This window comes from Ktedonobacter sp. SOSP1-52 (genome assembly GCF_016587395.1).
The window spans coordinates 305416-331160 of record NZ_BNJH01000006.1; the positions used below are offsets into that span (position 1 = coordinate 305416).

General features: G+C 52.6%; 23 protein-coding genes and 1 pseudogene. 14 read left to right on the forward strand and 10 right to left on the reverse strand.

Annotated features, from left to right (window positions below; translation table 11 throughout):
- Positions 1-101 precede the first annotated feature (101 nt).
- The 5 genes from JMJ16_RS46460 (at position 102) to JMJ16_RS46480 (ending at position 4078) form a co-directional block, all read left to right on the forward strand.
- On the forward strand, positions 102-386 hold the full coding sequence (locus JMJ16_RS46460; RefSeq protein ID WP_201392712.1) for an LUD domain-containing protein: 285 nt from the start codon (positions 102-104) through the stop codon (positions 384-386).
- 16 nt (positions 387-402) lie between these two features.
- Positions 403-1167, forward strand: coding sequence for an NAD(P)/FAD-dependent oxidoreductase (locus tag JMJ16_RS46465; protein WP_201392714.1), 765 nt, complete (start codon positions 403-405; stop codon positions 1165-1167).
- Positions 1164-1760 (forward strand): hypothetical protein, encoded by a 597-nt coding sequence (locus JMJ16_RS46470; protein ID WP_201392716.1) that lies wholly within the window; start codon positions 1164-1166, stop codon positions 1758-1760. Before JMJ16_RS46465 ends, JMJ16_RS46470 begins: the two co-directional genes overlap by 4 nt.
- On the forward strand, positions 1726-1950 hold the full coding sequence (locus tag JMJ16_RS46475) for a hypothetical protein (RefSeq protein ID WP_201392718.1): 225 nt from the start codon (positions 1726-1728) through the stop codon (positions 1948-1950). Before JMJ16_RS46470 ends, JMJ16_RS46475 begins: the two co-directional genes overlap by 35 nt.
- A 607-nt stretch (positions 1951-2557) precedes the next feature.
- Entirely contained in the window at positions 2558-4078 is a 1521-nt protein-coding gene (locus JMJ16_RS46480) for a multicopper oxidase family protein (RefSeq protein ID WP_201392720.1), read from the forward strand.
- Positions 4079-4149: 71 nt separating this feature from the next.
- Here the strand turns inward: JMJ16_RS46480 and JMJ16_RS57645 are convergent.
- The 3 genes and pseudogenes from JMJ16_RS57645 to JMJ16_RS46495 all read right to left on the reverse strand — a co-directional run.
- Positions 4150-4362: pseudogene (locus tag JMJ16_RS57645) on the reverse strand (AMP-binding protein); the annotation flags it as partial.
- Between the two features lie 10 nt (positions 4363-4372).
- Positions 4373-4663 (reverse strand): hypothetical protein, encoded by a 291-nt coding sequence (locus JMJ16_RS46490; protein WP_201392722.1) that lies wholly within the window; start codon positions 4661-4663, stop codon positions 4373-4375.
- Complete coding sequence (locus tag JMJ16_RS46495; protein WP_201392724.1) at positions 4549-5571, reverse strand: ABC transporter ATP-binding protein; 1023 nt, start codon at positions 5569-5571, stop codon at positions 4549-4551. The genes JMJ16_RS46490 and JMJ16_RS46495 overlap by 115 nt, the downstream gene beginning before the upstream one ends.
- Before the next feature lie 378 nt (positions 5572-5949).
- On the opposite strand from JMJ16_RS46495, the gene JMJ16_RS46500 reads away from it, so the two are divergent.
- On the forward strand, positions 5950-8064 hold the full coding sequence (locus JMJ16_RS46500; protein ID WP_201392726.1) for a WD40 repeat domain-containing serine/threonine protein kinase: 2115 nt from the start codon (positions 5950-5952) through the stop codon (positions 8062-8064).
- Positions 8065-8186: 122 nt separating this feature from the next.
- Here JMJ16_RS46500 and JMJ16_RS46505 read toward each other — a convergent pair whose 3' ends face one another.
- Positions 8187-8429: an SHOCT domain-containing protein gene (locus JMJ16_RS46505; RefSeq protein ID WP_201392728.1), complete on the reverse strand. Its 243-nt coding sequence runs from the start codon at positions 8427-8429 to the stop codon at positions 8187-8189.
- A gap of 366 nt (positions 8430-8795) precedes the next feature.
- Here JMJ16_RS46505 and JMJ16_RS46510 point away from each other — a divergent pair, with 366 nt between their 5' ends.
- Together JMJ16_RS46510 and JMJ16_RS46515 are read left to right on the forward strand one after the other, a co-directional pair.
- Positions 8796-9146: an ester cyclase gene (locus tag JMJ16_RS46510; protein WP_201392730.1), complete on the forward strand. Its 351-nt coding sequence runs from the start codon at positions 8796-8798 to the stop codon at positions 9144-9146.
- 104 nt (positions 9147-9250) lie between these two features.
- Positions 9251-10360 carry a Zn-dependent alcohol dehydrogenase gene (locus JMJ16_RS46515; RefSeq protein ID WP_201392732.1) on the forward strand — a complete coding sequence of 370 codons (1110 nt, stop codon included), beginning with the start codon at positions 9251-9253 and terminating at the stop codon, positions 10358-10360.
- Positions 10361-10438: 78 nt separating this feature from the next.
- On the opposite strand, the gene JMJ16_RS46520 is transcribed toward JMJ16_RS46515, so the two are convergent.
- The 4 genes from JMJ16_RS46520 to JMJ16_RS46535 all read right to left on the reverse strand — a co-directional run bounded on the left by JMJ16_RS46520 (position 10439) and on the right by JMJ16_RS46535 (position 13653).
- A complete protein-coding gene (locus JMJ16_RS46520) occupies positions 10439-10885 on the reverse strand; it encodes a pyridoxamine 5'-phosphate oxidase family protein (protein ID WP_201392734.1) in 447 nt (148 codons plus the stop codon).
- A 106-nt stretch (positions 10886-10991) separates the two neighbouring features.
- A complete protein-coding gene (locus tag JMJ16_RS46525) occupies positions 10992-11579 on the reverse strand; it encodes a hypothetical protein (RefSeq protein WP_201392736.1) in 588 nt (195 codons plus the stop codon).
- Positions 11580-11857: 278 nt separating this feature from the next.
- The gene (locus JMJ16_RS46530; RefSeq protein WP_201392737.1) at positions 11858-12904 is read right to left on the reverse strand and encodes a CNNM domain-containing protein; all 1047 of its coding nucleotides are present in this window, start codon (positions 12902-12904) and stop codon (positions 11858-11860) included.
- A 296-nt stretch (positions 12905-13200) separates the two neighbouring features.
- Positions 13201-13653 carry an NADAR family protein gene (locus JMJ16_RS46535; RefSeq protein ID WP_201392739.1) on the reverse strand — a complete coding sequence of 151 codons (453 nt, stop codon included), beginning with the start codon at positions 13651-13653 and terminating at the stop codon, positions 13201-13203.
- Positions 13654-13891: 238 nt separating this feature from the next.
- Between JMJ16_RS46535 and JMJ16_RS46540 the strand changes: the two genes are divergently transcribed.
- From JMJ16_RS46540 to JMJ16_RS46560, 5 genes are all read left to right on the forward strand, one after another.
- On the forward strand, positions 13892-15082 hold the full coding sequence (locus JMJ16_RS46540) for a sigma-70 family RNA polymerase sigma factor (RefSeq protein WP_201392741.1): 1191 nt from the start codon (positions 13892-13894) through the stop codon (positions 15080-15082).
- 309 nt (positions 15083-15391) lie between these two features.
- Positions 15392-16234, forward strand: a complete 843-nt coding sequence (locus JMJ16_RS46545) for an ABC transporter ATP-binding protein (protein WP_201392743.1) — start codon at positions 15392-15394, stop codon at positions 16232-16234.
- 1 nt (position 16235) lies between these two features.
- Complete coding sequence (locus JMJ16_RS46550; RefSeq protein ID WP_236602027.1) at positions 16236-17081, forward strand: ABC transporter permease; 846 nt, start codon at positions 16236-16238, stop codon at positions 17079-17081.
- Between the two features lie 162 nt (positions 17082-17243).
- Positions 17244-18284, forward strand: coding sequence for an ABC transporter substrate-binding protein (locus JMJ16_RS46555; RefSeq protein ID WP_201392747.1), 1041 nt, complete (start codon positions 17244-17246; stop codon positions 18282-18284).
- A 309-nt stretch (positions 18285-18593) separates the two neighbouring features.
- Positions 18594-19820: an FAD-binding oxidoreductase gene (locus JMJ16_RS46560; protein WP_201392749.1), complete on the forward strand. Its 1227-nt coding sequence runs from the start codon at positions 18594-18596 to the stop codon at positions 19818-19820.
- Between the two features lie 110 nt (positions 19821-19930).
- On the opposite strand, the gene JMJ16_RS46565 is transcribed toward JMJ16_RS46560, so the two are convergent.
- Together JMJ16_RS46565 and JMJ16_RS46570 are read right to left on the reverse strand one after the other, a co-directional pair.
- A complete protein-coding gene (locus JMJ16_RS46565; protein WP_201392751.1) occupies positions 19931-20647 on the reverse strand; it encodes a response regulator transcription factor in 717 nt (238 codons plus the stop codon).
- A gap of 46 nt (positions 20648-20693) precedes the next feature.
- Positions 20694-23372 carry an ATP-binding protein gene (locus tag JMJ16_RS46570; RefSeq protein ID WP_201392753.1) on the reverse strand — a complete coding sequence of 893 codons (2679 nt, stop codon included), beginning with the start codon at positions 23370-23372 and terminating at the stop codon, positions 20694-20696.
- Between the two features lie 579 nt (positions 23373-23951).
- On the opposite strand from JMJ16_RS46570, the gene JMJ16_RS46575 reads away from it, so the two are divergent.
- Complete coding sequence (locus tag JMJ16_RS46575; protein WP_201392755.1) at positions 23952-25709, forward strand: ABC transporter substrate-binding protein; 1758 nt, start codon at positions 23952-23954, stop codon at positions 25707-25709.
- Positions 25710-25745 lie beyond the last annotated feature (36 nt).

The window sequence follows — 25745 nt, forward strand, 5'->3', positions numbered from 1 at the left end:
AGATGAGGTGAGAGGGGATAACTCATCAACAGAGTTATTAGCAAGCTTCCATCGGATTCATCTCAAAATGGACCAAAGACAAGAAAGGGAAAACCATCTCAATGACTCCCAACCTATCACAGTCCGAATTCACGCAACTGGCATCAGAGAAGCAGATAGAGAAAACCGTCCAGGCACTGCAAGCGCACGGCATACAAGCGGTCATCTTTGAGACCGGCGAAGAAGCACAAAAGTATGTGCTTGACCTGATCCCCGATGGTGCAGCGGTCTATGATTCGCCTGACCATCAATGTAGAGCACGAGCCCGGTCGTATCACGATGGTCCTGGTCAAGCAGCAGCTTGGCTTCTAGGAGATCTGGTTGCAGAAAAAGAAGTAGAAGAATAAGAAAGGTGCTATAGATATGCAGAATGGAACAACAACAGAAACGCAAGAAAAGCCACGGCAGGCAGTGGTGATTGGTGCAGGCATCGCTGGCTTGCTGGCGACACGAGCTCTTGCGGAGTATTATGAGCAGGTGCTGGTGGTAGAACGAGACGCATTGCCCGCAGAACCTCGACCATGTGCAGGCACACCACAGTCCCATCATCTTCATCGGGTGTTGCCACGTGGCAAGATGATTTTGGAACGCCTGTTTCCTGGTTTTCTTGATGGCTTGCTTGAGCACGGAGCTTTCTCGCTGGAGCATACCAAAAGTCTTCTGATTGCCAAGGATGGACGTACGGCCCTCAGCGCTCCCAACGCGACGGGCAAGGATGTATCGTGTAGCCGGGCTCTGCTGGAGTGGGAAATACGGAAGCGGGTGCAGGCGCTTGCAGGCGTGCGTTTTCTGTCTCATCAGGACGTGATTGGCCTCGTCGCGTCACCTGACCGCAAACGTATCACGGGGATCTGCGTGCGTGAGCATGGACAACTCGTCGAACGGACAACCTTAGCTGCGGACCTGATCGTTGACGCCAGTGGATGTTCCTCCAAACTCCCCACTGGCTCCAGGAACTGGGCTATTCTCTGCCTGAGGATGAGCAGGTCCATTCCGCCATTGGCTATAGCACCCGCTCTTACCAGTTCCCGCCAGACGCGCATCACGAGTGGAGTACCGCGCTCAAACCGTTCTCTCAGAGCGATGGGGTCGCGTTCTCGCTCCTTGAGAACCACACCTGCGCCGTGATCATCGGCAATATCGGAGGCCAGTATCCTCCTACCGATGCTGCTGCGTTTGAGCAACGACTCGCCGTCGTCATTGGGCCATACCTGCCCACACTGTTGCAAGACGCTCAGCCACTGAACGATCCGCGCGGCTACCGCATCCCGGTGTGTGTGCGCCATCACTTTGAGCAGATGGAGGAGTGGCCCACTGGTCTGCTGGTCATGGGAGACGCCTTCTGCAATTTTGACCCCATCTACGGACAAGGCATGAGCGTGGCCGCGATTGAGGCGGAGACCCTGGCGCGTTGTTTACACGAGCAGCAGAGCTATCCTCACCCCGGCTTTGAACGGTATGCGCTCCAGCGCATGCAGGAGGCCATTGCCCCGGCCTGGTGGCTCAGTAGTGTCTCTGATCTCAATACGCCTGGAGTGACCTATACGGGTTCCTCGCCCTTGCGCGGCGTCAGGTTAATCCAATTGTATCTCGACCTGTATCTCAAATATGGCCCGGTGCTTGATCGGGAATTGATCCAAAAAGGAATGCTGGGGCAAACGTATATGCTCAAAAACTTCTTGATGAATGGGACTGCTGATCTCACCACGCGAAGTGATTAATGCACGCGTGCTCGCCACTTTACTCGCTGTGGGAGAAGCTTCAGAGGAGCGGCAACTGCTAGCAGAGCTTCTCCAGGGCTATCCTCAACGCTTCGAGGCGATCCTCGATGAGATCATCCCCGACTTTTCCCGCTCTTTTGAAGATCTGCAAGCCTTTGCGCAGGAGGAAGACGTCTTAGTGTCTCAGTAGTCTGACTGATTGCAATACGGAAAACAACACGTATGGAGGAATATATGTACGTATCAATTCACTTTGTTGATGATATCATTCTTTTTCTACTGCTTATAGTATGGATCATTGCTGGATCTCAGGTTTTTCTTCTTCCCAAACGGGTGTCCCTCAGGAGGCGACGGCTGGGAATACGGAAAAGTTTGTTCTGGTTGGGATTCTCTGAACTGCATGTGCTGATAAAGTTGGGGCTGTTGTTGCTAAATGGGCCCTCTTTGGCTGGATTTTTGCTCAGGAGAGAATGCTTCTGGACCTCCCATTGCTGTTTCTGCCGGCTCTCTCCGTTCTCCTTTTCTCGTTTCCGTTCTTGCGCAGAATGTCGCGTAACCTCCCGCAAGATGGAGAGTCACCTGCCAAACAAGATGCTGCGGCACCGGCTTTGTTGGTACCAACTCTGATAACAGTCGTTGGTGTTGTGCTCGACACCTACCTTACGCTTATATACACCGACCCTTCGTCTTTGCCTCTTATCCTGATTTTGTTTGCGCTCTTTTGTGTTGTTCTTTGGTTTTGGTATACATTTGGAAAGAAGCTACCTCTCTTCTCCAATGGGAGGAAGACACCTCAATTGGCAGAAACGCGGGTGAGATGGTGGCACCTTCCATTACGCATTGTGATTGTTCTCGCGGTAGTAGCTCTCTGCCTGACCGGCTGGTTTTCCTGGTCCGTTCAAGCGAGTCGCCTTCCTGATCGCATCCCTATGACAGGCAATATGATGGACAATATGACGGGCGATATGACAGGTCACAATATGCAACATAGTCAGCAAAATGACGTTTCTGTGACCAGCCTTGTCGGACCGCAGAGTGGAGAGCCTAATGAGCGTTTCACCCTCGTTGCGCAGGAGGCGCAGATGCGCTTAAGTTCTGGGGCTACGGTCAATGCCTGGACCTTTAATGGACAGCTCCCAGGGCCAGAATTGCGGGTTCATCAGGGCGATCTGGTTGAGGTAAAACTGATCAACAAGCTTCCCAAGGAAGGAGTTACGTTACACTGGCATGGTCTGGATGTCCCAAATGCAGAAGACGGCGTTGCCGGGGTCACACAAAATGCCGTTCAGCCGGGAGAGAGCTTTACCTATCGTTTTGTGGTAAAGAACCAGCCAGGAACGTATTGGTATCATTCACATCAAGCGTCTCAAGAAGCGGTAGAGAAGGGACTGTTTGGCGCGTTGATCGTGCTCCCACGAGACGATTCATTCACCGGAAAGGATATCCCGGTTCTTGCTCATAGCTGGCCAACAAAGGAGGGAAGCTATCAGCAGGCATTTGATACGTTCGATACGTTAAAACGGCTGGCCGTACAGCCGGGGACTCCTGTTCGCTTACGCCTGATTAATACCGATAGCCTCCCGATCAATTTTGTCCTCTCTGGCACCTCCTTTAAAGTAATTGCTATCGATGGGACGGATCTGCATGCTCCTACAGAACTGACCAGGCAACGGCTTCTGGTCGCCGCTGGCGGGCGGTATGATATTCAATTTACGATGCCAGATACGACAGTGTCGCTCGATTGGCTGCAAAAGAGTTCAAAAGTGGGATTACTCCTGAGCCGAGACGGGACAGGGAACGCCCCTGCGCTGGCAGATGGTCCCGTCTTCAATCCAGCCACATATGGGAGTCCACAACAGACGCCATTTAGTCTGTCAAGTCACTTTGACAAGGAATTCTCGCTTGTCCTTGATGATATGTATGGCTTTTATGATGGCAAAATGGCATCCCTCTGGCCCATCAATGGAAAAGTGTTTCCCAATACACCGATGCTGATGGTGCATGAAGGAGATCTGGTCAAAGTGAGCTTTGTCAACCGAAGCTGGATGGATCATCCAATGCATCTGCATGGACACCATATGTTGGTGCTGAGCTACAATGGGCGACCTGTCACGGGAAGTCCCTGGTGGGTTGATACGCTCAACGTCGCTCCGGGAGAAAGCTATGAAGTTGCTTTTCGTGCCGATAATCCGGGGATATGGATGGATCACTGTCATAACCTCAATCATGCGGCGGCGGGGATGATCCTTCACCTGGCGTATGAAGGGGTTTCCAGTCCCTTTGAGGTCGGACCTGGCACGGTAAACCAGCCAGAATGAAGCTTGGCGTGCTGGGAGTACTTTAGATCCACAACGAAGGGACCCACTGCGACCATCGTGCGCCGTTTCGGCGCGCGTAAGGAGCTGGTCATGCAGAAGCGCACCCCTGCGTCATTCATGATATGGCTCAACTCCACCTGGCGATACTGGGTATTGACCAGGACCACGATTCCGCCCGCCAGGTGCGTTCCCAGATATGACACGACGAAGGCCGGACTATTCTCTAGAAAGAGCGCGACCCGCTCGCCAGCCTGTAAACCAGCAGCAATCAGGGCCTGCGCGAAGGGCCTCCGATTACTGATAGGCCGCCGCTTGCAGGCTGAAGAGGTGGGCATAGCGTCCGGCCAGTTGCATTAGCTCTTCATGAGTTCCGCTTTCCTGTAGGCTACCATGCTCCAGCACAAAGATGCGGTCGGCCTGGCGTACTGTGCTGAAGCGGTGGCTGATGAAGAGTGCGGTCTTGCCCTGTGTCAGCTCGCGGAAGCGCTCGAAGAGATCGTACTCGGCCTGGGCATCGAGGGCGCTGGTTGGCTCGTCGAGGATGAGTAGCCCGGCCTCGCGTATAAAGACCCTGGCCAGGGCCACTTTTTGCCATTCACCGCCGCTGAGCTGTACGCCTTCTTTAAACCATTTGCCGAGCGTGGTCTCATAGCCTGAGGGCAGTTTCTCGATGACCGAGCTGGCCCCGCTGCCAGCTGGCGGTAGCGCTCAACAAAGAATTCACCCAGGCTAAAGAGTTTGAGTTCCTTGTTAAAGAGATCGACGGTCAGGATCTGGTTGTAATAGTTCATCTTGCGCTTCTCTGGCGACTGGCGAATCATGCGCCGGTAATCATACCAGCCATATTTTGCGCTCGCCAGGAAGGAGGGAATGGGTACGACCAGGGCGATGGTGGTCAGCCACCAGGCCAGTTGAATCAGTAGGAAGAGCATCGAGATGAGTGTGATCGTTGTGCGTAGCGTCTCAAAGACCAGCGCCACCATCAGTACCGGCTTATAGGAGGACTCGCTGGAGGCGGTGCGTAGTTTATCATAGAACTCAGGCTGCTCAAAGAAGGCCAGGTCGAGGGTATTGGCCTTCTCGAATATAAGTAGTTGAATATGGTTGGAGGTGCGATCCTGCAAGAGCTGTTGTACCACCAGGCTCGAGCGAGAGAGCAGGCGATCAAAGAGACTTACAATCAACTGGAGGACAATCGGCAACCAGAGCGGCGAGATACTATGAGTCTGAATACCATGAACCACGCTATCCACCACCATCTTCGCGATCAAGGCGCTACAGGCCGGCAGGAAGCCGCGAATGGTGGAGAGGATCAGCATCCCCAAAGTCAGGCGTTTGCTGGCCTGCCAGACCCGGCCCATGGCCTGGGGAAACTGGGCTAGCGACTTAAAGATATGGGAGATCTGGAATGGTTCCTCCTGTTGCTCATGATTCTTCTTATTCGGCGCACTCCTGGTCTGACGAGGCTTAAATGTGGGTAGTGAGAGACGCATGCAGGCACTTTCCCTTTCCCTGATTTAAGGTGAAATAGAAACATGTAATGCAGCTGGTAGTATATCCAATTATTTCAAAGAATTTAATGCCCTAATTTGTCTTACCTGTTCGCGCCTGCGGCGCTTAGGTTAAGGTGTGGAGGTGTATAACGTCGGCGAATTCCGACGCTATACACCTCCACACCTTAACCACGGTGAGTTTTCGAGCCGAAATAGGTCATATGACCCACACACATTTCGTTAATTTTGTTTTAGAATATATAGATATGAATATTTGCTGCGAGGAATGGAAATACTTCTGATCCGAAGACCCTGAGCGCGAAGCGCTAGGCACGCAAGTGACATTGAGTTTCGGAAGAAGATCATAGGATTATATGCATGAAAACGGATGTTCTTTACTGTCTTCAATGCGGAGCCGCGAATGATGTAGACCAGGCTGCCTGCTTTGCCTGTGATCAACCTCTGACTGATAGTGTGGAGAATGAGCAGCCCTTCTTAATTCAGGGGCGCTATCGCCTGCTTTCTCAACTTGGAACTGGCGGCTTTGGTGCTGTGTATAAAGTCGCGGATACCCATTCTAGTGACGCAATTCTGGCACTGAAACAAATTAATCTGCGCGGCCTCTCTTCTCAGCAGGTTATTGAGGCAACGGATGCCTTTAACCGTGAAGTCGCGCTCCTCTCTACTCTCAAGCATTCCAATCTTCCTCGCGTCTACCACCATTTTACCGATCCCGAGCACTGGTATCTCACCATGGATTTTATTGATGGCGAGACGCTGGAAGCCTACCTCGAACGCAAGTCTGCAACGCGCTCACCTACTTCCACTGAGCCTCTTCTGCCGCTGCCTGAGCTTCTCGATATCGCGCTTCAGCTATGTACAGTCCTGCACTATTTGCATACGCGTCAGCCAGCTATTATTTTTCGCGATCTCAAGCCCGCTAATATTATGTTGACGACGCGGCGCAAGCTCTATCTCATTGATTTCGGCATTGCGCGGCATTTTAAGCCCGGGCAGACCAGGGATACCATTCCCTTTGGCTCGCCAGGCTATGCCGCTCCTGAGCAGTACGGGAAGGCGCAGACCTCGCCTGCCTCAGATATTTATAGTCTGGGGGCGCTCCTGTACTATTTGCTCTCCGGCATCGACCCCGCCGACAATCCCTTTAACTTCTCTCCCTTGCGGCTTATTGCCCTGCCTGGTGCGACCCAGCTTGAAGACCTGGTCATGTCTATGATCTCGCTTCACACTGAGCGGCGTCCCGCATCGATCACACTTGTCGAAGGCATATTGCGTGAAATTGCTAATCTTCAACCTACAATGCAATCGCCCCGGCAGCCTATCTTTACTCCTTCTATGGCTCCTCCACCGGGTTCGTTTCCAATGCCTGGCATGGGACAGGTGCAGATGCAGGCGCCTCAATCACAGTTGCAGCCGAAACCGGCTAAGCGTCTTACACGCCGTTCTATTCTTGGTGTTGCCGTCGCTGGTACGGCTGTCGTTGTCCTGGGCGCCAACCTTTCCAGGGGATTATTTTCGTACAGGCAGCCGAAACACAGTGCTATGCCTGCTATGCAACCTGCATCTAAAGATACCCAGGTGCGCTTCGCGAACTTTTCCTCTAGTGGGAAAAATGCGGCTATAGTATACAACGATGGCTTTGACTTTCTCGCGATTAACAAAGCCTCCAGTACCATAAATCACTCTTATTCATTGCAGCATGCGCCCAACGACTTCTCTTTTTCTCCCGATGGAACACATATGCTTATCTCGGACATGGCTGGTTATCTTAGCGCCTGGAATGTTTCAACGAATACACCACTCTTCTCTTACCCGGTCTTTAATGCAAAAGGCGATCCCCTTACATTCCTTCTAGCCTGGTCTCCCGACAATCGCTATTTTGTCGGCGCTCGTGGTAGTAGTCTGGAGGATTTTCAAAATGAGGTAGTCCTTTATGAGGCATCCGATCATGGTAAAGTTGTGCGTTCCTATTCAGGTGTTCAAAGTCATATAACTTCGCTGACCTGGTCTCCTAATGGAGCATATATTGCTGCTATTGGTGGGGATCAATTGTATGTCTGGGATGCACAGAAGGCCGGCGATCCACTGATAAGCACATCAGGGTCTGTATCGGCATCGGGCTATCTTAAAGCCTGGTCGTCTGATAGCACCAGACTTGCTTGCTACGATTCCGGGGGAAACATACAGATCTGGTCGCTGCAAGGTGGCAAGCTACAGATTCAGAGTTCCATGCAGACATATGGAAATATTGAGAACGTGGCCTGGTCTCCAGATGGAAAGCATCTGGTCTCTGCTTCCCCCTCCAGGCTTACCCTTTGGGACGTAGAGAGGGGTGCAAGTCTTAGTGTGAGAGCTATGAGTCAGTTTATCGTCGCTATCTCCTGGCCCAAAGATGCTCAGGGAATTGTCATCCTGGACTCAGCAGGTGTGGCATCTCCTATCGATATCATTGGGGGGAGCAGTTTTGGCTGATAGAGTCTTGCTTATGAGCAGCAGAGCAGGAAACTCTTTTAGAAAGAGGGGCTCGACCTGGCTATGAGTGGCGAGGTCGAGCTATAAGGAAAGGGAAAGGCATTCAGGATGCTTCTCCGAGGCTAGTAGCGAGGTTGGGCTGAGCTCTCCAGGCGCTCGCGCATCTGGTCGAAGGTCGTGCCATCAATCTCGCCCCGCGCATACCGCCGGCGCAAGATCTCCATCGCGTTCGGTTCTCCAGGCATCTCAAAGTGCCTCTGCCTGGCTCGCCAGCCAAACCAGCGGGAGGCTCCCCAGCAGAAGAACGCTATAATACCTACCCAGATTAATGGAAACACAGGCCAGAAGCCAGAACCCCAGTGCATATACAATCTCCTTTATTTCTTTCTCAATTTACCAATCCTTATGTGGGAACCAGTGCGGCAGCCATGACCATGGCCCTCGCGCTCAGTTTCCCCAAAGGCAGTAATTTATAGTTCTTGTAGATAGAGAAAGTATAGTGTTGGAAGATGACTGGGATGTGAATTCTGGCGCCCTCTTTTGTCATTGATTTGTCATAAAAGCCTTGCCTCTTTGCTTTAGGTGCAATCATGCTTCTTTCTGATGAGATTCAGCACGAGAATAGACGTAGTATATAACAGATGGGCTAGTGTTTATTAATAAATAGGGTCTCTCTGAGTATACGGAGTATATTCATGAGGAAGAGCAAATATTTTTTTAAAGAATGAAAAATGGATATTGAAACAAATAAAGGCCTTGTGAGACGCTACCTGGAGATGTGGAACACTGGAAATATGGAGCTGGCAGACGAAGTGCTTGCCCCTACATGGATAGATCATGCACATCCAGAGGTAACTGGTCCTGATAGCGTCAAGCAATCGTTGTCTCAGGTGAGAGCCGCCTTCCCTGATTTTCGCATTACGATCAAGAGCATAGTGAGTGAGGACAACATGGTGGCGATTCGTGCCACTATCCAGAGAACCCATCAAGGCAAAGAGATTACCTCAGGTGTGATGTGGTTTGTGCGCATTGCCGATGGCAAGATGACAGAGATGTGGACCGGCTCCGAGACCTCAAGTTAAGCGTTTATGCGGTATAATGCCTGTAAGCCTGGCACGAGGAGATGGACAGGCTTGCTGATTTATGTATGGATACATATTTACGAGCAGTAACGAAGGAGTGTGCAATGATGCAAACACGAGCGGCTGTCTTGTATGAGGCGGGGAAGCCTGTCGTTATTGAGGAGATTACGCTGGATGTGCCACGCCAGGGCGAGATCCTGGTGCGTATGGAGGCGGCGGGCGTCTGCCATAGCGATCTGCATGTGCGCGATGGCAGCCTGCCAGAGCCGATGCCGATTGTGCTGGGACATGAGGGCACGGGCATCATCGCCGAGGTTGGACCTGGTGTAACGGGTTTCGAGGTCGGGGATCGTGTGGTCCTGACCTGGGTGCCTTCCTGTGGGCGGTGCTATTTTTGCCAACGTGGTCAGACGCATCTCTGCACGACCGCTGGTGCCATGGGGATGCAGGGGACACTACGTGATGGCACCAGTCGTATGCACCTTGGCGATAAGAACTTGCACCACTTCCTCGCGGTCTCGTGCTTTAGTGAGTATGTGGTTGTTCCCCAGGAGGGCGCGGCGAAGATTCCCGCCGACGTGCCTATGGAGGTCGCGGCGGTCCTGGGTTGCGCCGTGCTGACTGGCGTAGGGGCCGTTGAGCGCACGGCTGGCGTGCGTCCAGGTGAGAGCGTGGCCGTGATCGGTTGTGGCGGCGTGGGCTTAAACGTAATCCAGGCGGCCAGCCTCTCGGGTGCCTATCCCATCATCGCCATCGACATCAATCCCGAGAAGTTGAAGTTGGCGCAGAGTTTTGGGGCTTCACACTCTATTAACTCGCGTGAGCAGGAAGCCCTGCGTGAGGTCCGGCGCATCACACAGTTTGGAGTGGATTGGGCCTTCGAGGTTCTGGGAAATCCACGCACGATAGAGCAGGCCTGGAGTCTAATTCGCGCTGGTGGCACAGCAGTTGTGGTTGGCCTTGCGCCGCGAACGTCAACGATCACACTTCCCGCCTTTGAGTTTATTATTGAGAAGAGCATTCGCGGCTGCTTCTATGGTTCATCACGCTTCCACGCCGATGTCCCCGCACTGCTCAAGCGCATCCAGGCTGGCCGTATGCGCGTGGAAGGCATGGTTAGCCACACAGTTCCCCTTGATGAGTTGGAGACGGCCTTTGAGCGTATGCGCCGTGGTGATGGCGCACGTACGATTATCCGCTTCCCCAGCGCGTAGCTGAAGCGCTATGACCTACGCGCCTACGCAGGGTACTACATCTGGCCCAGAGGCGTAGGCGCGTAGGTCAGTAGCGCTCTAATCATCCTCGATCTCAAAGCGTCCATTTTTTTTTGCCAGGCGGATGCGGTAGATTGCGCTGACGAATGAGGTGGCTTGTGAATCGACCTTACGCATCTGGTGAACCGATTGGCCACTGGCTATGAGAGTCATTTCACGTTGCATCAGCAGGTTAGCAGCCTGTGCCGCCTCTTCTCCCTCAAGCTCTTCAAAGGTGCCCCAGGCCATGACGCTACGCCAGTTGGCAAGGTTCTGCACATGGTCTATTTCAAAGCAGACTTCGGGATGGGCTCTCAGCACCTGAAGCTTCACTCCTTCGAGTGAGCAACCATAAATACACTCGCCGTCATAGACATAATTGATGGGGTAGACATAGGTCTTGCCCTCCGCATGACAGCCAAGGCGCCCAATCATCTCCGTGTATAGCATTTTCTCGATTTGCGTGTTACTGAGCTTGCCAAGCATACCTTCGCTCCCCTCTCTCAAGAGAACGCTTACTTTACTTTTAGTGTTGCGCTTCACCACAAACAGAGGGGTAACAATTGGGTATTGAAGGCGATATCTGTATTATTTAATATCTTGTCTGGACCACTGTGACCTGGGCGTAACGGCGCTTCAAGGCTCCGTTCAGGAGTACGGCATTTAAGATGACTGCGCCGATAACGAGCGGGATATCGCAGAAGAGGCCAATCCCTAAAGTGAATACGGCGAGGCCGATCAACACAGGCCAGTAAACGACGAAGCTACAGACGAGCAGGACAATGCCGGTAGTGGTTTCGCCCGCCATGAGCCAGCCGACTCCATAGATGCCAAGAAAGAAATTGAGCAGGACCTCTACGATGACGGGCGTATTACTCGTTTGTGCATTATTGACCACGGTAACGTTCGTCATTTGCTGGTAGGGTGGAGGATATTGAGGCTGGCCGTAGGCGTAGCTCTGCTGCTGACCCATGTAGCCTGCTTGCGCTGAATTGTAGCCGGGTGCGGCATAGCCTTGCTGCGGATATGAATATCCTGTTGCAGGAGGAGCATTATTGGGTTGTTGTGGTGCATAATCAGGAACCTGGGGATATGAGTTTGGCATGGGGAAGGGGGCACCGCAGTTGGGGCATATTGTTGCATTATAGGGGGCAACCACGCCACAGCTTGCACAATTCATCAGAGATTCTCTCTTTCATTATCAGAAGTTATTAAGAATAATTAAGCTTATTAAAGTGGCCTGCGAATTGTAGCATATAAACGCATCTATTGCAATGAATTTGGAACAAATTTATTATTACTTGCATCCAGAACCTTTTCGAGAAACCTTCGCGCTTGCGGCGCTCTGGGTAAGGGATGTGGTAGCTGGTTGGCCGGCTCCGCCGGCCAACCAGCTACCACATCCCTTACCCAGAGGCGAGCTTGCGAGCCGAGGTAGGGAGAAGATAGAGCCGAGAACTAGCGTACCGTGATAATTGCGTTGCAGATGTCTGCAAGCGTGAGGAGTCCGCAGGTCAGGCCATAGTTGTCCTGAACAATCGCGAGTTGTACTGGTCGATCTGAGGGAGATTCCAGCAGGCTCAGAGCATTGATCACATGCATTTTCTGCCTCAATTGAGGAATTGGTTGAATAAGTGAGAGCAAGGAGAAGGGTTGATTGGGTTGTGCGTGGCACATCCAGTGGTAGAAGTCCTGGAGATGGAGTACACCTATGACTGTGTCCAGCGTCTCTTCATAGATGACTATGCGTGTATAGTTGAAGTGCAGAAAGGCCTCTTTAACCTCCTCAAAAGAACTTATTAAGGGGAGCGCAGCGATTTCATCGCGATGGCGCATAACATGGCGCAGCGTCTTATACCTCAAGGTGAGGAGATGATAGATAAGCTGATCTTCTTTGAGGACAAAGGCCTCTCTCTGGTGGCGCTGGTATGGTTCGCGTACTACATGCGCAGCAGAAGAACCAGCTGGCAACTGTTGCAGTGCCTCAACGACCTCCTGATCAGTTGGCCAGCGGGTGAATAGCTCGCCAAAGCGACGTATACTTTTGCTTACAGGCTGCATCAGTGTAAGGTACCAGTGAAATGGGCGGGCGATAAACCAGATCGTTTGCTCGCTGCGTAGCAGGGCATACGACTTAGGAATAATATCACCGAGAAACATGTAAATAAAAAATAGCAGTATAAAACTCAAGACCGTGAATATTATGTACCACACAGGCATGACGATGAGGTTAAAGAGACCTGCAACATGGAAGGTGAAGCTACCCCAAAGCCAGCCTAATGCCAGGGTTGAGAGTATTATGCCAAGCATGGAACCGAGATGTGTGGTTCCAGGATGTTGTAGTTCCCATTGAATCAGTCGCGTAGTTGGGCTACCTTGACTCGCGACTTCATAGTTGAATGTCGCGGGCGCATTCAGCAAGGAAAACTTTGAGGCATAAAAGAAGCCGCTTATTATAAGAAGGAGAACTATTCCAACAGGCATCAACACGAGTGGGGCGAACATGGCGATGTGTTCCTTTCCTTCTAATTGTCATGGAATTCCAATATTATTGTAATCCCTTGCTGAAGCCAATTGGAGAAGGCGAAGAGGAGCGAGAATAGTTGTGGGAAGCACCGAGTAATACTCGTATATGTTGAGGGAAAAGAAAAAGAGCCACAAATTTGTGGCTCTTCGCAAGTGACGTATTAAATAATAACATATTTGTGGCTAAAAATCAAGGTCATTTTTGCCAATTTGGTAATAGCTGGTTTGCGTAAAAGCCAGCTATTGCTCATCTCCTGAAGCTTATAGTTAATAGTCTATGTTAGGGAGGGTAAGGAGCTTAGCTCCATCCGTACCCGCATCAGAATTTGTCCCAGCTTGTTCTGTCCGCTGCCATCGCTGCCACACCCCCAATAATAATCGCTGGGAGCGTTCTCGATCAATTCTTCTGCCCCAGTTGCGAGGAGAAGTTTGCGCAGATGAGTGTGTAACTCGAACTTGCGACGAACCGCTTTAAGCATAATTTCATCCTTCACCTGTTCCCAATCGGGGCGCAGGGGATGTTGGCGACTGCGCCCCAGGTCGGCGGCCTGCTTGGGTGTAAAGGCGGTGCGAATTTTATTAGCGTAGGGCGTACCTGCGAACTTCTGAGCCTGGAAGTAGTGCTCTACGGTTGGCCACCAGGTGCCATCCAGGTCGATGCCGTGCCGAGAGAAATTGGAGAAGCAGCCATATGGTTCTTCGTGAGCCGTATAAAAATAAATAGGCATAAACGTAGGACCTCCTGTCCCTGAATCTGCCGCCAGAATAGCAGCCTTTGCCAGGAATAAGATAATTGCATTTGTGGCTTGAGAGTACTCTCTATAAATATAAATCGCATAGAGCGCCAAAACGTAGCACTGTTTTTTTGAAATTGTTCACACTTGCTCAATTAAACGCTCCCAATACTCAGGTGTAACGCTCACCTGTATATCACAATGGAAAACTGAAAGCCTTCAGAAAGGAATTATGGCAAGCGTTATGCAGCCCTCAAACTACGCGCGTCGCCAGGAGCGCTTGAACCGTTTGGCAGAAATTTACCGTTTGTATGCTGCCGATCTGCAACGCTCTATCTACAGTAAAGTTGGCGATCATACCCTGGCCGAGGACCTGGCTAGCACGGTCTTTCTCAAAGCACTACGCTGGCTCAAGGAGGATCAGAGCCTTGAAAGTGCTCGTGGCTGGCTCTATGCAACGGCCCGAACAACAATTGTTGACTATTGGCAGACGCAGAGCCCATACGAAATGCGTTCTTTGAGTGATCTGGAGGCACAGTCTCTTTTTCGTGAGAACACGAATTTTATCGACCAGCAGACTGAAATGCGTGTGCAGCACCTTCTCAGCTTGTTGTCAGAACGTGATCGCAGCATTTTAACCTTGCACTATCTTCAGGGATATAGCGCTGCTGAGATCGCCGAGGCACTGGGAACCAACGCGGGCCATATTCGCGTGTTGCAACTGCGAGCGCTGAGGCGTGCGGCACAGGTCGAGACAAGGGAAAGGACCAGGGATACTATGCAAGAACAAGAATCGCCATTTGATGCATTCGCCAGATCCATGACAGCGGAGAGCAAGCGCGTGCTTGATCTCGCCCGCGAAGAGATGCTTACTCTCTCTCACTGGTGGATAGGCACAGAACATCTGCTGTGGGGCCTGGCGAGCGAGGGCAGCCTGGCTTCATTTCTTACGCCGCTGGGTATCACACCTCAACGTATTCATGCCGGTATCGTTTTTATTTTTGATCGCCAGGCACAACACGGTCAACTAGCTCCTGGAGAACCACTCGCTACGAATGTATCCGCGGACGCGCTCACATTGCTGACTCCTCGTGCCAAACAGGTCATTATTCTGGCAGGGGAAGAGATGAAGAATCAGGGCGAGAAGAGCATACGCCCGACCCATCTTTTGCTGGGCTTGATGAACGAAGGTGAGGGGATTGGCGCGGGTCTGCTCCGCTCGTTAGGTATCAGTCTCTTGCAGGCGCGCACCGCGCTCACATCGCCTACCGCTCAGCAGACATGCTCCTTCTGTGGGCGTAGCGGTTCCCAGATTGCTCATCTCTTCCCAGCTGAGATCGGTATCGCTGAAGGCAGTTCGCCCAATACTTTTATCTGCGATCAATGCGTGCAGCGTTTCCACGCTATGCTTGGGACAGTCTAGAAGGGTCATCACCAGGGAAGGCTATTTATAGAACGCGGTCTCCATCGGCGGCAGTGTGTTTATACATTGTTTATGCCGGTGGGGGCCGCGTTTATGCGTTGTTTATGCCTTCCTGGCTATGCTTACCAGCACAGGCGTAGAGGATAGCTTATCATCAACGAAGGCAGGCGTGCCTGTACGCTGTGTACACAACCACAACCCGTTAGCTCAAAAGCAATTGTGCTCATATAAAAGAACGACTTGAACTGGTAGCACGAGGTGGTGCCAGCAGACCATTCAAGAAAGGGGTTGGGTAAAATTACTCTCTCTATGACAAACACATCAACTACTCTGCAATCTGAGTCGGGTCTGGGGACGCCTGCCATTGAATTGCGCAATGTGACCAAGCGCTTTCAGACGCCAAATGGCCAGGCATATACCGCTTTACGCGACCTCTCCCTCAGTGTAAAGCCCGGTGAGTTCTGTGCCGTTGTTGGTCCCACTGGTTGCGGTAAATCGACGACCCTGGGTCTGATCTCTGGCCTGGAGAAGCCAAGCATTGGCGGGGTCGAGGTGATGGGCAATCCCGTCCAGGGCATCGACCCTCGTATCGGCTATGTTTTCCAGTCGGACGCGGTCTTCCCATGGAAAAATGTGTTGCGCAATGTCGCGACTGGCCCTCTCTTCCGTGGTGTTCCCAAGGCCGAGGCCTTTGAACGCGCGCGCGACTGGATCGCCCGCGTTGGCCTCTCTGGTTTTGAGGACCGCTATCCCCATCAGCTTTCAGGCGGCATGCGTAAACGCGTAGCCCTGGCCCAGACCCTTATTAACGAGCCACAGATTATTTTGATGGATGAGCCATTCAGCGCCCTGGATGTACAGACGCGCATCCTGATGGAGGATGAGCTACTAAACCTCTGGTCTGCCACCTCGGCCTCTGTCGTTTTTGTTACTCACGACCTGGAAGAGGCCATCTCCCTGGCCGACAAGGTCTGTGTGCTGACCGCCGGCCCCGCAACTGTCAAAGGTATCTATAACATAGACCTGCCACGCCCGCGCAACCTGACGGAGATCCGTTTTGATCCGCATTTTGTCCATCTGTATCAAGAAATCTGGGAAGCTCTTCGCAACGAGGTGGTCATTAGCTATGAAAGAAATAAGCAGAAAGCCTGAGATGGCAGTAAATGAGGCTGAGGCCAGCATTGTGACGAAAGCACGTCAGGCCAGAACTCGTCAGCGCATCATCGTTAACACCCTGCGCATTGGCTTGTTGGTTGTGCTTGTCGGTGGCTGGGAGCTGCTCTCGCGCCTGAATATTATTGATCCCTTCTTCTGGGGACAGCCCTCGGGTATCTGGGCACAGCTCGTCACCTGGGTAACTCAGGGGACCGCGCAGGGGCCATTGTGGGTTCAGATTGGTGCCACGCTTGAGGAGACCTTCATTGGCTTTGTGATTGGCGTTGTCCTGGGAGTTATCTCCGGCGTTGTCTTAGGGCGCAACTACTTCCTGGCCGATATTCTCAGCCCCTATATTAAGGCTGCCAACGCCATTCCGCGCGTTGTGCTTGGCTCTATCTTCGCCATCGGCCTGGGCCTGGGCATTCAGTCCAAGATTGCCCTTGCCGTCGTGCTCGTCTTCTTTATTGTCTTCTTCAATGCCTTCCAGGGCGTACGTGAGGTAGATCGTAACCTGATCGCGAACGCTCGTCTGCTCGGTGCGAGCAGCCGGAAGGTCTCGACCGAGGTCATTATTCCTTCGGCGCTGACCTGGATTATTGCCAGCTTACATACCAGTTTCAGCTTCGCGTTGGTAGGTGCCGTAGTTGGTGAGTTTATCGGTTCGACTGAGGGCCTGGGCCTGATGATCGAGTCCGCGCAGGCGAACTTTAACGCCAACGGTGTCTTCGCGGCAATGGCGATTCTCGCGGCTGTAGCCCTGATCATGGAGTTCCTGGTGACCGCGCTAGAGAATCGCTTGATTACCTGGCGACCAAACACGGTGAAGGATGTCACCATCTAAGATCTTATTCCGAAACCTAACGTCACTGGCGTGACTAGCGCTTTGCGCTCAGGGTTTTCGGAGAAGAAGTAAGCCGTGATGTATGAGGTGCATACGTTAAGATGCGCAAAGGAGCGCTATCTTTGCACGTATATTTATCAAAGATGAAAGAGGAGAAACCCTATGAAAACATGGAAGCGCAGCGTCTGGGTCAGCTTAATGCTGAGCATGACCCTGGCTCTCGTTCTCAGCGCCTGTGGCGGTGATAGCGGTAGTAGCAGCGGCGGGGGCAAGACGCATATCTCAATCATGGTTGGTGGCCTGAGTAAGCAGATTTATTTGCCAAACATGCTTGCCAAGCGCCTGGGGTATTTTGATCAAGCTGGTCTGGATGTGACCCTGATCGACGAGGCGTCCGGCCAGTCTTCCGAGAACCAGGTGCTCGCGGGCCAGGTAGACGCTGGTTCGGGTTCGTATGATCATACCATTGATCTCCAGGCCGCTGGCAAGGGCATGGAGAGCGTAGTGCAGCTCGATGTTGCTCCTGGCGAGGCCGAGGTTGTCTCTGCTAAAGAGGCGGGTCAGATCAAGACCATCGCCGATCTCAAAGGCAAGAACCTGGGCGTGACCGAGCTGGGTTCGGGTACACAGAACCTGACGATTGCGCTGCTGGCCAAGGCTGGTATCTCGCAGGACCAGGTCCATTTCATTCCTGTGGGCGCTGGCGATACCTTTATTGCGGCGATGCAGCAGGGGCGTATCGATGCTGGTATGACCACCGAGCCGACCATCACGCGTCTGACTACCAAGGGCATTGGTAACGTCCTGGTGGACCTGCGCACACCTGAGTCGACCTCGGCTGCCCTGGGTGGCACTTACCCCTTCATCTGTGTCTTCATGAAGAACGAGTATGTTAGCAGCCACAAGGATACCGTCCAGAAGCTGGTCAACGCATACGTGAAGACCATGAAGTGGATTCACACGCATACCCCGGAAGAGATCGCTGCGCAGATGCCCGCCGATTACTATGCTGGCGACAAGGCTCTCTATATCACGGCCCTGAAGAATCAGTACGCGATTTACAGTCCTGACGGCAAAATGCCCCAGGGTGGTCCCGAGTCGGTGCTCAGCGTAGAGAATCAGACCAAGCCTGCCGTTAAAAGCAAGACGATTGATCTGAGCAAGACCTACACCAACGAGTTCACCGACAAAGCCAACAGCTAAACGTCATTTCCCCTGTATATGTATCAATATACGTAAACCTTATCCCCTACGAGCAGGGAGCCAGCCACGCGGCTGGCTCCCTGCTCGTAAATTTTTTGGATCATACTCCACTGGATGTACGTCTCTTGAACGAAGAAGACAAACCAGCCAAATTGTACTTGACAACCATCGAAGGTGATCGGTCCTTGACACTTTTTGTCAGGGATTGTTGCTATACTGAGTGCAGGTTTCGCGTTCTGGCAGCAAAGGAGAACAGCTCTGAAATTTGATCGCTTACCTGTTCTTGTAAAAAGTGAAAGGATATATGTAATGGTCCCAGAATCCGTCTCCTATTGGCAACGTACTTCTTCGCGCTTCTCTCTCCCCACTGATCTGCCGCCAGTGGCAGATGTCGCCATTGTTGGTGGAGGGCTCTTAGGCGCTGCAACTTGTTATTGGTTAGCACGAGCAGGCGTTCATGTTGTCCTGCTCGAGCGCACAGCACTTGCGGATGGCGCGACAGGGCGCAATGGTGGGTTTGTTCGAGCAGGTACTGCCGGGTCTTATCCTGAAGCCATTGCTCGTCTTGGACAGCAAACCGCTCGTGCCGTGATGGACATCACCTATGAAAATCGCGTCTTGCTTCGCCAGGTGCTACAGGAGGAAGAGATCGCGTGTGACTACCGGGAGCCGGGTGCGCTCCAGTTGGCTCTAACTGAAGCCCAGAGTGAGGAACAACGCCAGGAAGTGGACCTATTACGAGCAGAAGGATTTTCCGCAGAGTGGCTTGAGCGAGCACAGGTGCAGGCGATGATCAACACACCACTTGCTCCCGAGATCCTTAGTGGGCGTTTTCTGCCAGAACAGGGCCTCCTCCACTCTGCGCGGCTCGTGCAGGGCCTGGTCCAGGCAGCGTTGCGCCATAGCGCAAAAGCCTATCAGGCAGAAGTTCATAAGATCGAACAGGATGGAGCACATATCCGCCTGCGAACTTCGCAGGGGAGCCTGGTTGCACAAAGGGTTATTGTTGCAATCAATGCCTGGACGAGTACCTTATTGCCAGAACTGGCGAATGTTATTGTCCCGGTTCTTGAGCAGATGCAAGCCTATGAGACGCTTGATCCCATTTTTTCGATGGCACTCACTGTCCACATGAACACGGGAGAATATATGCAGCAAACTCCTTCTGGCAATATTCTGATTGGAGGGTGCGGGTCTGTTGCCCCAAACGCAGGGGTTGGTATTTGGGAAAGTATGCCAACAATCCCGGTACAAAAGGCGATTGAGCAGGTGTTGCCACGGATCTTCCCATTGCTTGCCCCTCAACTGCGTGTGGTACAACGTTGGGCAGGAATCCTGGGATGCACGCAGGATATGCATCCGATTGTTGATGTCGCGCCAACATTTCCACAGGTCTTCTTCGTTGGCGGTTTTACTGGCCATGGGATGCCATTCGGTCTCCGTTTCGGGCAACTCTTAGCCACTGCGGCAATGGGCGGGTTCCTTCCCTCTGCTCTTCAGCCATTTCGACTGGATCGTCCTTCACTGGGCAGGTGAGTTATGCAAGCATGGCCCCTACAACCTGGCGAGCACCAATAATTTGTAGGGGCCATGCTTGCATGGATTTCTTGAGGGGCAGAAATGCTTGCTGACGGTCACCGCGCTCTTTATTTGCTGGTAGGAGTGACGAAGCGATAGCCGACGCCAGGCTCGGTGAGGAGGTAGCGCGGATTGGCCGAGTCGGACTCCAGCTTGTGGCGTAAGCGATTGATGTATACGCGTAAATACTCGGCCTCATCGCCATATTCTGGCCCCCAGATACTCTGGAGGAGCATGCGATGCGTAAGTACTTTGCCTGCGTTGGTGATCAGTTGCTTCAGCAGCGCGAACTCGGTTGGCGAGAGGCGAACCTCTTCACCCCGCAAGCGTACGACATGTCCCGCCAGGTCGACCTCAAGCTCGCCAAAGTGTTTTGCGCTGCTGACGGCTGGCAGTGATCCTGTCTCTTCCCAATTTGTGCGGCGCAAGGCAGCACGTACGCGGGCTAGAAGCTCCTCCACTCCAAAGGGCTTGGTTAGATAGTCATCCGCGCCCAGGTCGAGCGTCGCCACTTTGTCGCGCTCTGAATCCAGCGCAGTGAGAATGATGATAGGTACGGTAGAGCTTTGGCGCACGCGCTGGCAGACCTCCAGTCCATCCATACGCGGCATCATGACGTCCAGAATAAGCAGGTGGGGGGCTTCCTGTTGCCACAAGGCCATGGCTTCAAGACCATTGCTGGCTTCCAGGACCTCAAAGCCACGCGCGCGCAGATTGCGGCTCACAAAGTCTCGTAGCGCCTCCTCATCCTCGGCAAGCAGAATACGTTTTAGGGTTGCTGGCATAGGTTTTCCCCTTTATTTAGATACATTAATAATTGTAGATCCTGTGCTACTTATGTGGGCCTTCTCTCGCCGGAAGGGTGAACGAGATCGTTGTTCCCTGTTCAGCGCTTTCGGCCCAGATAGATGTTCCATGAGCTTCGATAAAGGCTTTGCAGATAGCTAGGCCGAGCCCGGTACCTCCTGAATGGCGTTGCCGACCATGTTGGGCGCGGTAGAAACGTTCAAATACATGTGGTAACTCGGTCGGCGCGATGCCAGGGCCGTTGTCTGTGACTGCGACAATGACCGCCTTTTCCTGTAGCTTTGCTGAGATATGTATCTTGCCCTCACCATAGGCCAGGGCATTCATGACGAGGTTGTGCAACACAACCTCTATGCGTCCACTATCGATATCTACGAGAGGCAGGTCGTCAGGGATACGCGTGGTTACCGTCACACCTGGATGCTCGGTCTCCGCGATAGTATGTGTGACTATTTCCTGTAGCCTTGCCGGAGCGCGCTTGAGTAGTAGGAGTCCTGCCTCCTGACGGGAGAGATCCAGCAGGTTGCTTACAAGCTGTGCCATGTAGTCGGCCTTGGTACTGATGGTTTGCAGGAAGTGGCGCTGGTCTTCAATGGGCCAGGTAACGTCTTTCTGCAGGAGGGTAGAGGCGTAGCCTTTGATGGCCGCCAGAGGCGTGCGCAATTCATGCCCTACCGCGCCCAGAAGGGTTGTCTTAAACTCATCTATCTCACGCTCGCGAGTTACATCACGTAGCAGCAGGCCCCGTCCGATAATTCGCCCTGCCTCGTCACCCACATCAAAGAAACGCAGGTGGATGACCTGGCGTTGTGTGTGTCGCTCAAGCTCAATGAGGAGTTCAGGCTTTTCGGCGGAAGTGGCCTGGAGCATATTTCGCGCACACTCCTCTGGCTCCATAGCTGATCGGGAAAGCGCCTCGTAGAGGACCTGTATAGGATGACGTTCAAGCTCTGTAATGGGCAAGCCGGTGATAGAGCTGGCGCCCGGGTTGGCGTAGAGCACGGTTCCATCGATACCTGTCAGCACCAGGCCATCGCTCATGCTCTCCATAATTGCCTCTAGCTTCTGTTTCTCCTCCGAAGCCTGCTGATAGAGCTGGGCGTTCTCACGCGCTACCTCACGTAGCCGTTCGTCACTGCGCTCATAGAGAACGGCGTGCTCCCAGGCCAGGGTGGCGTAGTTGGCGAATGTCAGGAGAAGATCGATCTCATTCTGGTTAAAGGGCTGGGGTTGAGTGCGATGGACCAGCAGGACCACGCCACCTGCATGGCGGCTGATAATGGGGACCGCCAGCACCGAGCGGAAGCCCTCGTCATATGAGAGCGAAGGCGCTGGCTCTGCGCTGAGCAACTTTTGCACAGGTCGGCCAGAGTGGAGGGCCAGGACGGCTGAGGAGCTCACATTTTCGGGTGCCAGGGAGAGGATATCATTATAGCGCCGGTTATGCCCATCGCTTACCAGTACATGTAAGACTCCTTGCTCGTCTGGCAGCAGTACCGCAGCGGCCTGTACATCTACCAGGCGGCGAACCTCGCGAATAATTTTCCCTACCACCGCCTGCGGTTCTAAGGAGCCCACGACGACGCTTGAGGTCTCAAGCAGTGTCTGGAGTTCGCCCAGCTTGGCCAGGCCATCGCGCTCCAGGCGGATGAGTGAGCGTGCCAGGTAGCCAACTTCGTCCGCGCGCCTGGCGAGTTGGGTGGCATGCGATGGGATAGATTGTTCCGAGGAGGGTAGAGCCTGGTGTTGTATCGCCAGGGTATGTAGAGGACGAATAACGCGCCCATGTAACAGGAGCCAGAAGAGCAGGCCGCCGATAGTGAAGATGAGCGCGATGGTAAGAAGCCAGAGATGCAGTTGAGTCACGACGTGGAGAGCTTCAGAGGCTGGACGCTGGACGACCACCGCCCAGCCAATATCGGAAACTGGGACTGAGCTAAAGAGCCAGCTCTGCCCATCAAGCCCTGTTCCAAGTTGGGAGTTCCCTTGATGCTGTAGGGCCAGGTCCGCGCCTGGCAGTTCATCAAGGACAGTTTGCAGGAGACGCGAGTGATCGGGAGTCGCTACCAGCTCGCCGCGGGCGTCGATAATGCTAATCTGGAGTTGATGTTGCTGGAGCTGTTGCGCTTTAACGACAGCTTGCAAAGGCTCGCTCAACTCGAAGAGTGAGAGGCTGGCGGCAATGATGCCTACAAGCGTGCCATGGTTATCATGTATGGGGGCAGCAATGATGACGCCCGCGTTAAAGGTTGTTTCGACGGCGATGCCTACCTCTATGACAGGATTGGCTGTATTACGTACGCGTGGAACTACATCTGGTGGCGAAAATTCGACCGCCATACTGGATTTCAATTGTGGATAGGAAGTTTGAATGAGGCCAAGTGGATCAAGCCAGTATACATGGTCTACATCGTTACGCGCAGTTTGGTAAGTCTGAAAGAGTTGCATAATAGCCTGGGATGTTCTGGCCTGCATAGCCAGGTGTCCAAGCGTGCTCAGTGAAACTTCAGAATCGCGTAAATGAAGATTTGTCTCAAGCGCAATCTCTTGAGCCAGGGCCTGGTCAGAAGCCTGAACGGCTTCACGCTGTTGTTGCTCAATAACAGTGTTTATTCCTGCTCCCCCGACGAGAACTACAATGACAAAAAGTAAATAGACGCTTACTAATTGGTAGAGCAGCGAATGACGTAAAAGTGGAGGCATACCTGGCACTCCTCACCGAGTTTTGGCTGAAACCCCGCATAGTAGCGAGTCATCAGTGTACAACACACCACTACTTTGAGACATTTAAATGTATTATATCTTACAAATGGGAAAAGCTAACAAGCAATGCATAGAAATAGTAGCAAATATGCCTGTTTGCTTATATCGCTACTAGATAATAGAGCATCTTTTTATTTCTTATTGTAGACAATATAATGAAAAAATGCGATAGGATATTCTATTAAAGTGTATGGGTTTTATTTTTTATATTTTTTATGTGAGAGATTATGCAAACCCATGGCGTATATATACTATACTATCTTACTAGAGTATCCCCTTTTTAAGGATATGAAAAAGGTGTGGACAAGAACGCTTGGTTTTCCCCGCCTTTCTTGGTCTAATATCGAAACAGTTGCATTTGCAAACAAGCAAACAAAGAAATAGAGAGAGGTACCAGGTTTTTCCTGGTATATGGCTGACGTAAGGTCGTAAAAGCTAATTTAAGCGATGATATGCAGCAATCTTTGCTATTTCAACACAAAGTGGTCATTGCATACTGTCTCAAGGAGAATGTACTCAATGCGATCTGGCAAAAAACGTGTGACACTCTTTTTGCCATTGCTCCTGACCCTGCTCGCCGTGCTTGTCGCGGCATGCGGTGGCAATTCAGGAGGCAGTGGCTCAACTGGTAGCAAGCTATCTGATGACAAGCAGGTCTATGTGAATGCTTCACAGACGGCAGGTCTATCAGATCTCGCGACGCTTGATCCCGCGCTCTCGACCGACGCCCCCTCGATTAGCGCGATTGACCTGATGTTTACTGGCCTGGTCCAGCTTGATGATAACCTGAAGGTCTATGGCGAACTGGCTCAGTCCTGGACCACCTCCAAGGATGGCCGGACCTGGACCTTCAAACTGCGTCCTGGTATTAAATTTAGTGATGGCAACCCCATCACCGCTGATGACGTGATCTTCAGCATTGATCGCGCCCTCAAGCCTGAGTTGAAGTCAACGGTGGCCCCCTCCTACCTGGGCCTGGTGAAAGACTCGGATAAGCGCTTCGCGGGCAAGGTTCCCACGCTGATTAACGATAGCCTCTTCGCCCCCGATCCCTCGACGGTCAAGATCATCACCAACCAGAACGCGCAGTATTTCCTTGATGCGCTCACCTACTCGACCTCGTATGTCGTAGAGAAGAGCTTTGTCCAGAAATATGGCGACACCGCTTTCCTGAAGCACCTGGGTGAGGGTGGTTGCTCTGGCCCCTTCAAACTGGACCAGTATAACTCTGGCAAATATGCCAGCTTTGTACCCAACTCCAACTACTGGGGTAGCAAACCACAGCTGAAGAAAGTTGTCCTCCCGTTCTACAAAGATCCACAGACGGCCTACAAAGCCTTCCAGACCAACCAGTTAGACCTGGCCAACGTACCACCCGCCAACCTGGATCAGGCGCGTGCTCTGCCTAACAACCAGTACCGCCAGGTGCCTCAGTTGACCATCGACTACTTCGCAATGAACTACCTGGCCAAGCCCTTCAACAATATTAAGATCCGCCAGGCCTTTGCGCTGGCCGTTGATAAGAGTGCCATCGAAAAGAGCATCTACAAGGGTGCGCGTTTGGCGACCAACCACATTGTGCCTCAGGGTATGCCTGGCTACAACCCCGACCTGAAGGGCCCGGCAGGCGTGACCAGCGTCAAGGGCGACAAGACCTTGGCTAAGCAGCTCTTCCAGGAGGGTATGCAGGAGGCGGGCTACACCACTTCTAACTTCCCCGCTGTCACGCTGACGCTTGCTACCAGTGGTTCATCCGCTGGTAAGAACCTCGCCGAGTTCGTGCAGCAGCAGTGGAAAGATGCCCTGGGTATCACGGTCACCATCAACGATGAGGACTTTAACAAGCGCCTGGATGATGTCTCCAATACCGTAGGCAATGGCAAACTGCAGATGTGGTTCGCTGCCTGGGGTGCGGACTATCCCGATCCCGAGGACTGGACGACCCTGCTCTTTGGTGCTGGTTCGCCTAGTAACTCACCCAACTATGGTCTGGGGACTTCCAAGACCGTCGCGATTCAGAAGCAGATGCAGGACCTGATGCTGAAAGCCGATGTCAACCAGAATGCCACTCAGCGTATTGCTCAGTATAATCAGATTGAGCAGCAGATGGTGGATGACGTCGCCTGGATGCCCGTCGATCAGCGTACTCTAAGCTATGTCCTCAAGCCCTGTGTCCAGGGTATTGTAGACAACGCGCAGGATCTGATTCCTCCTGGTGACTGGGCCAACATCTACAAGACCAGCGATTCCTCCTGCGCCAACACGAGCGCTTACTAATCTCGTGTAGCGAAGAAGGTATGTGACAACTAGTCA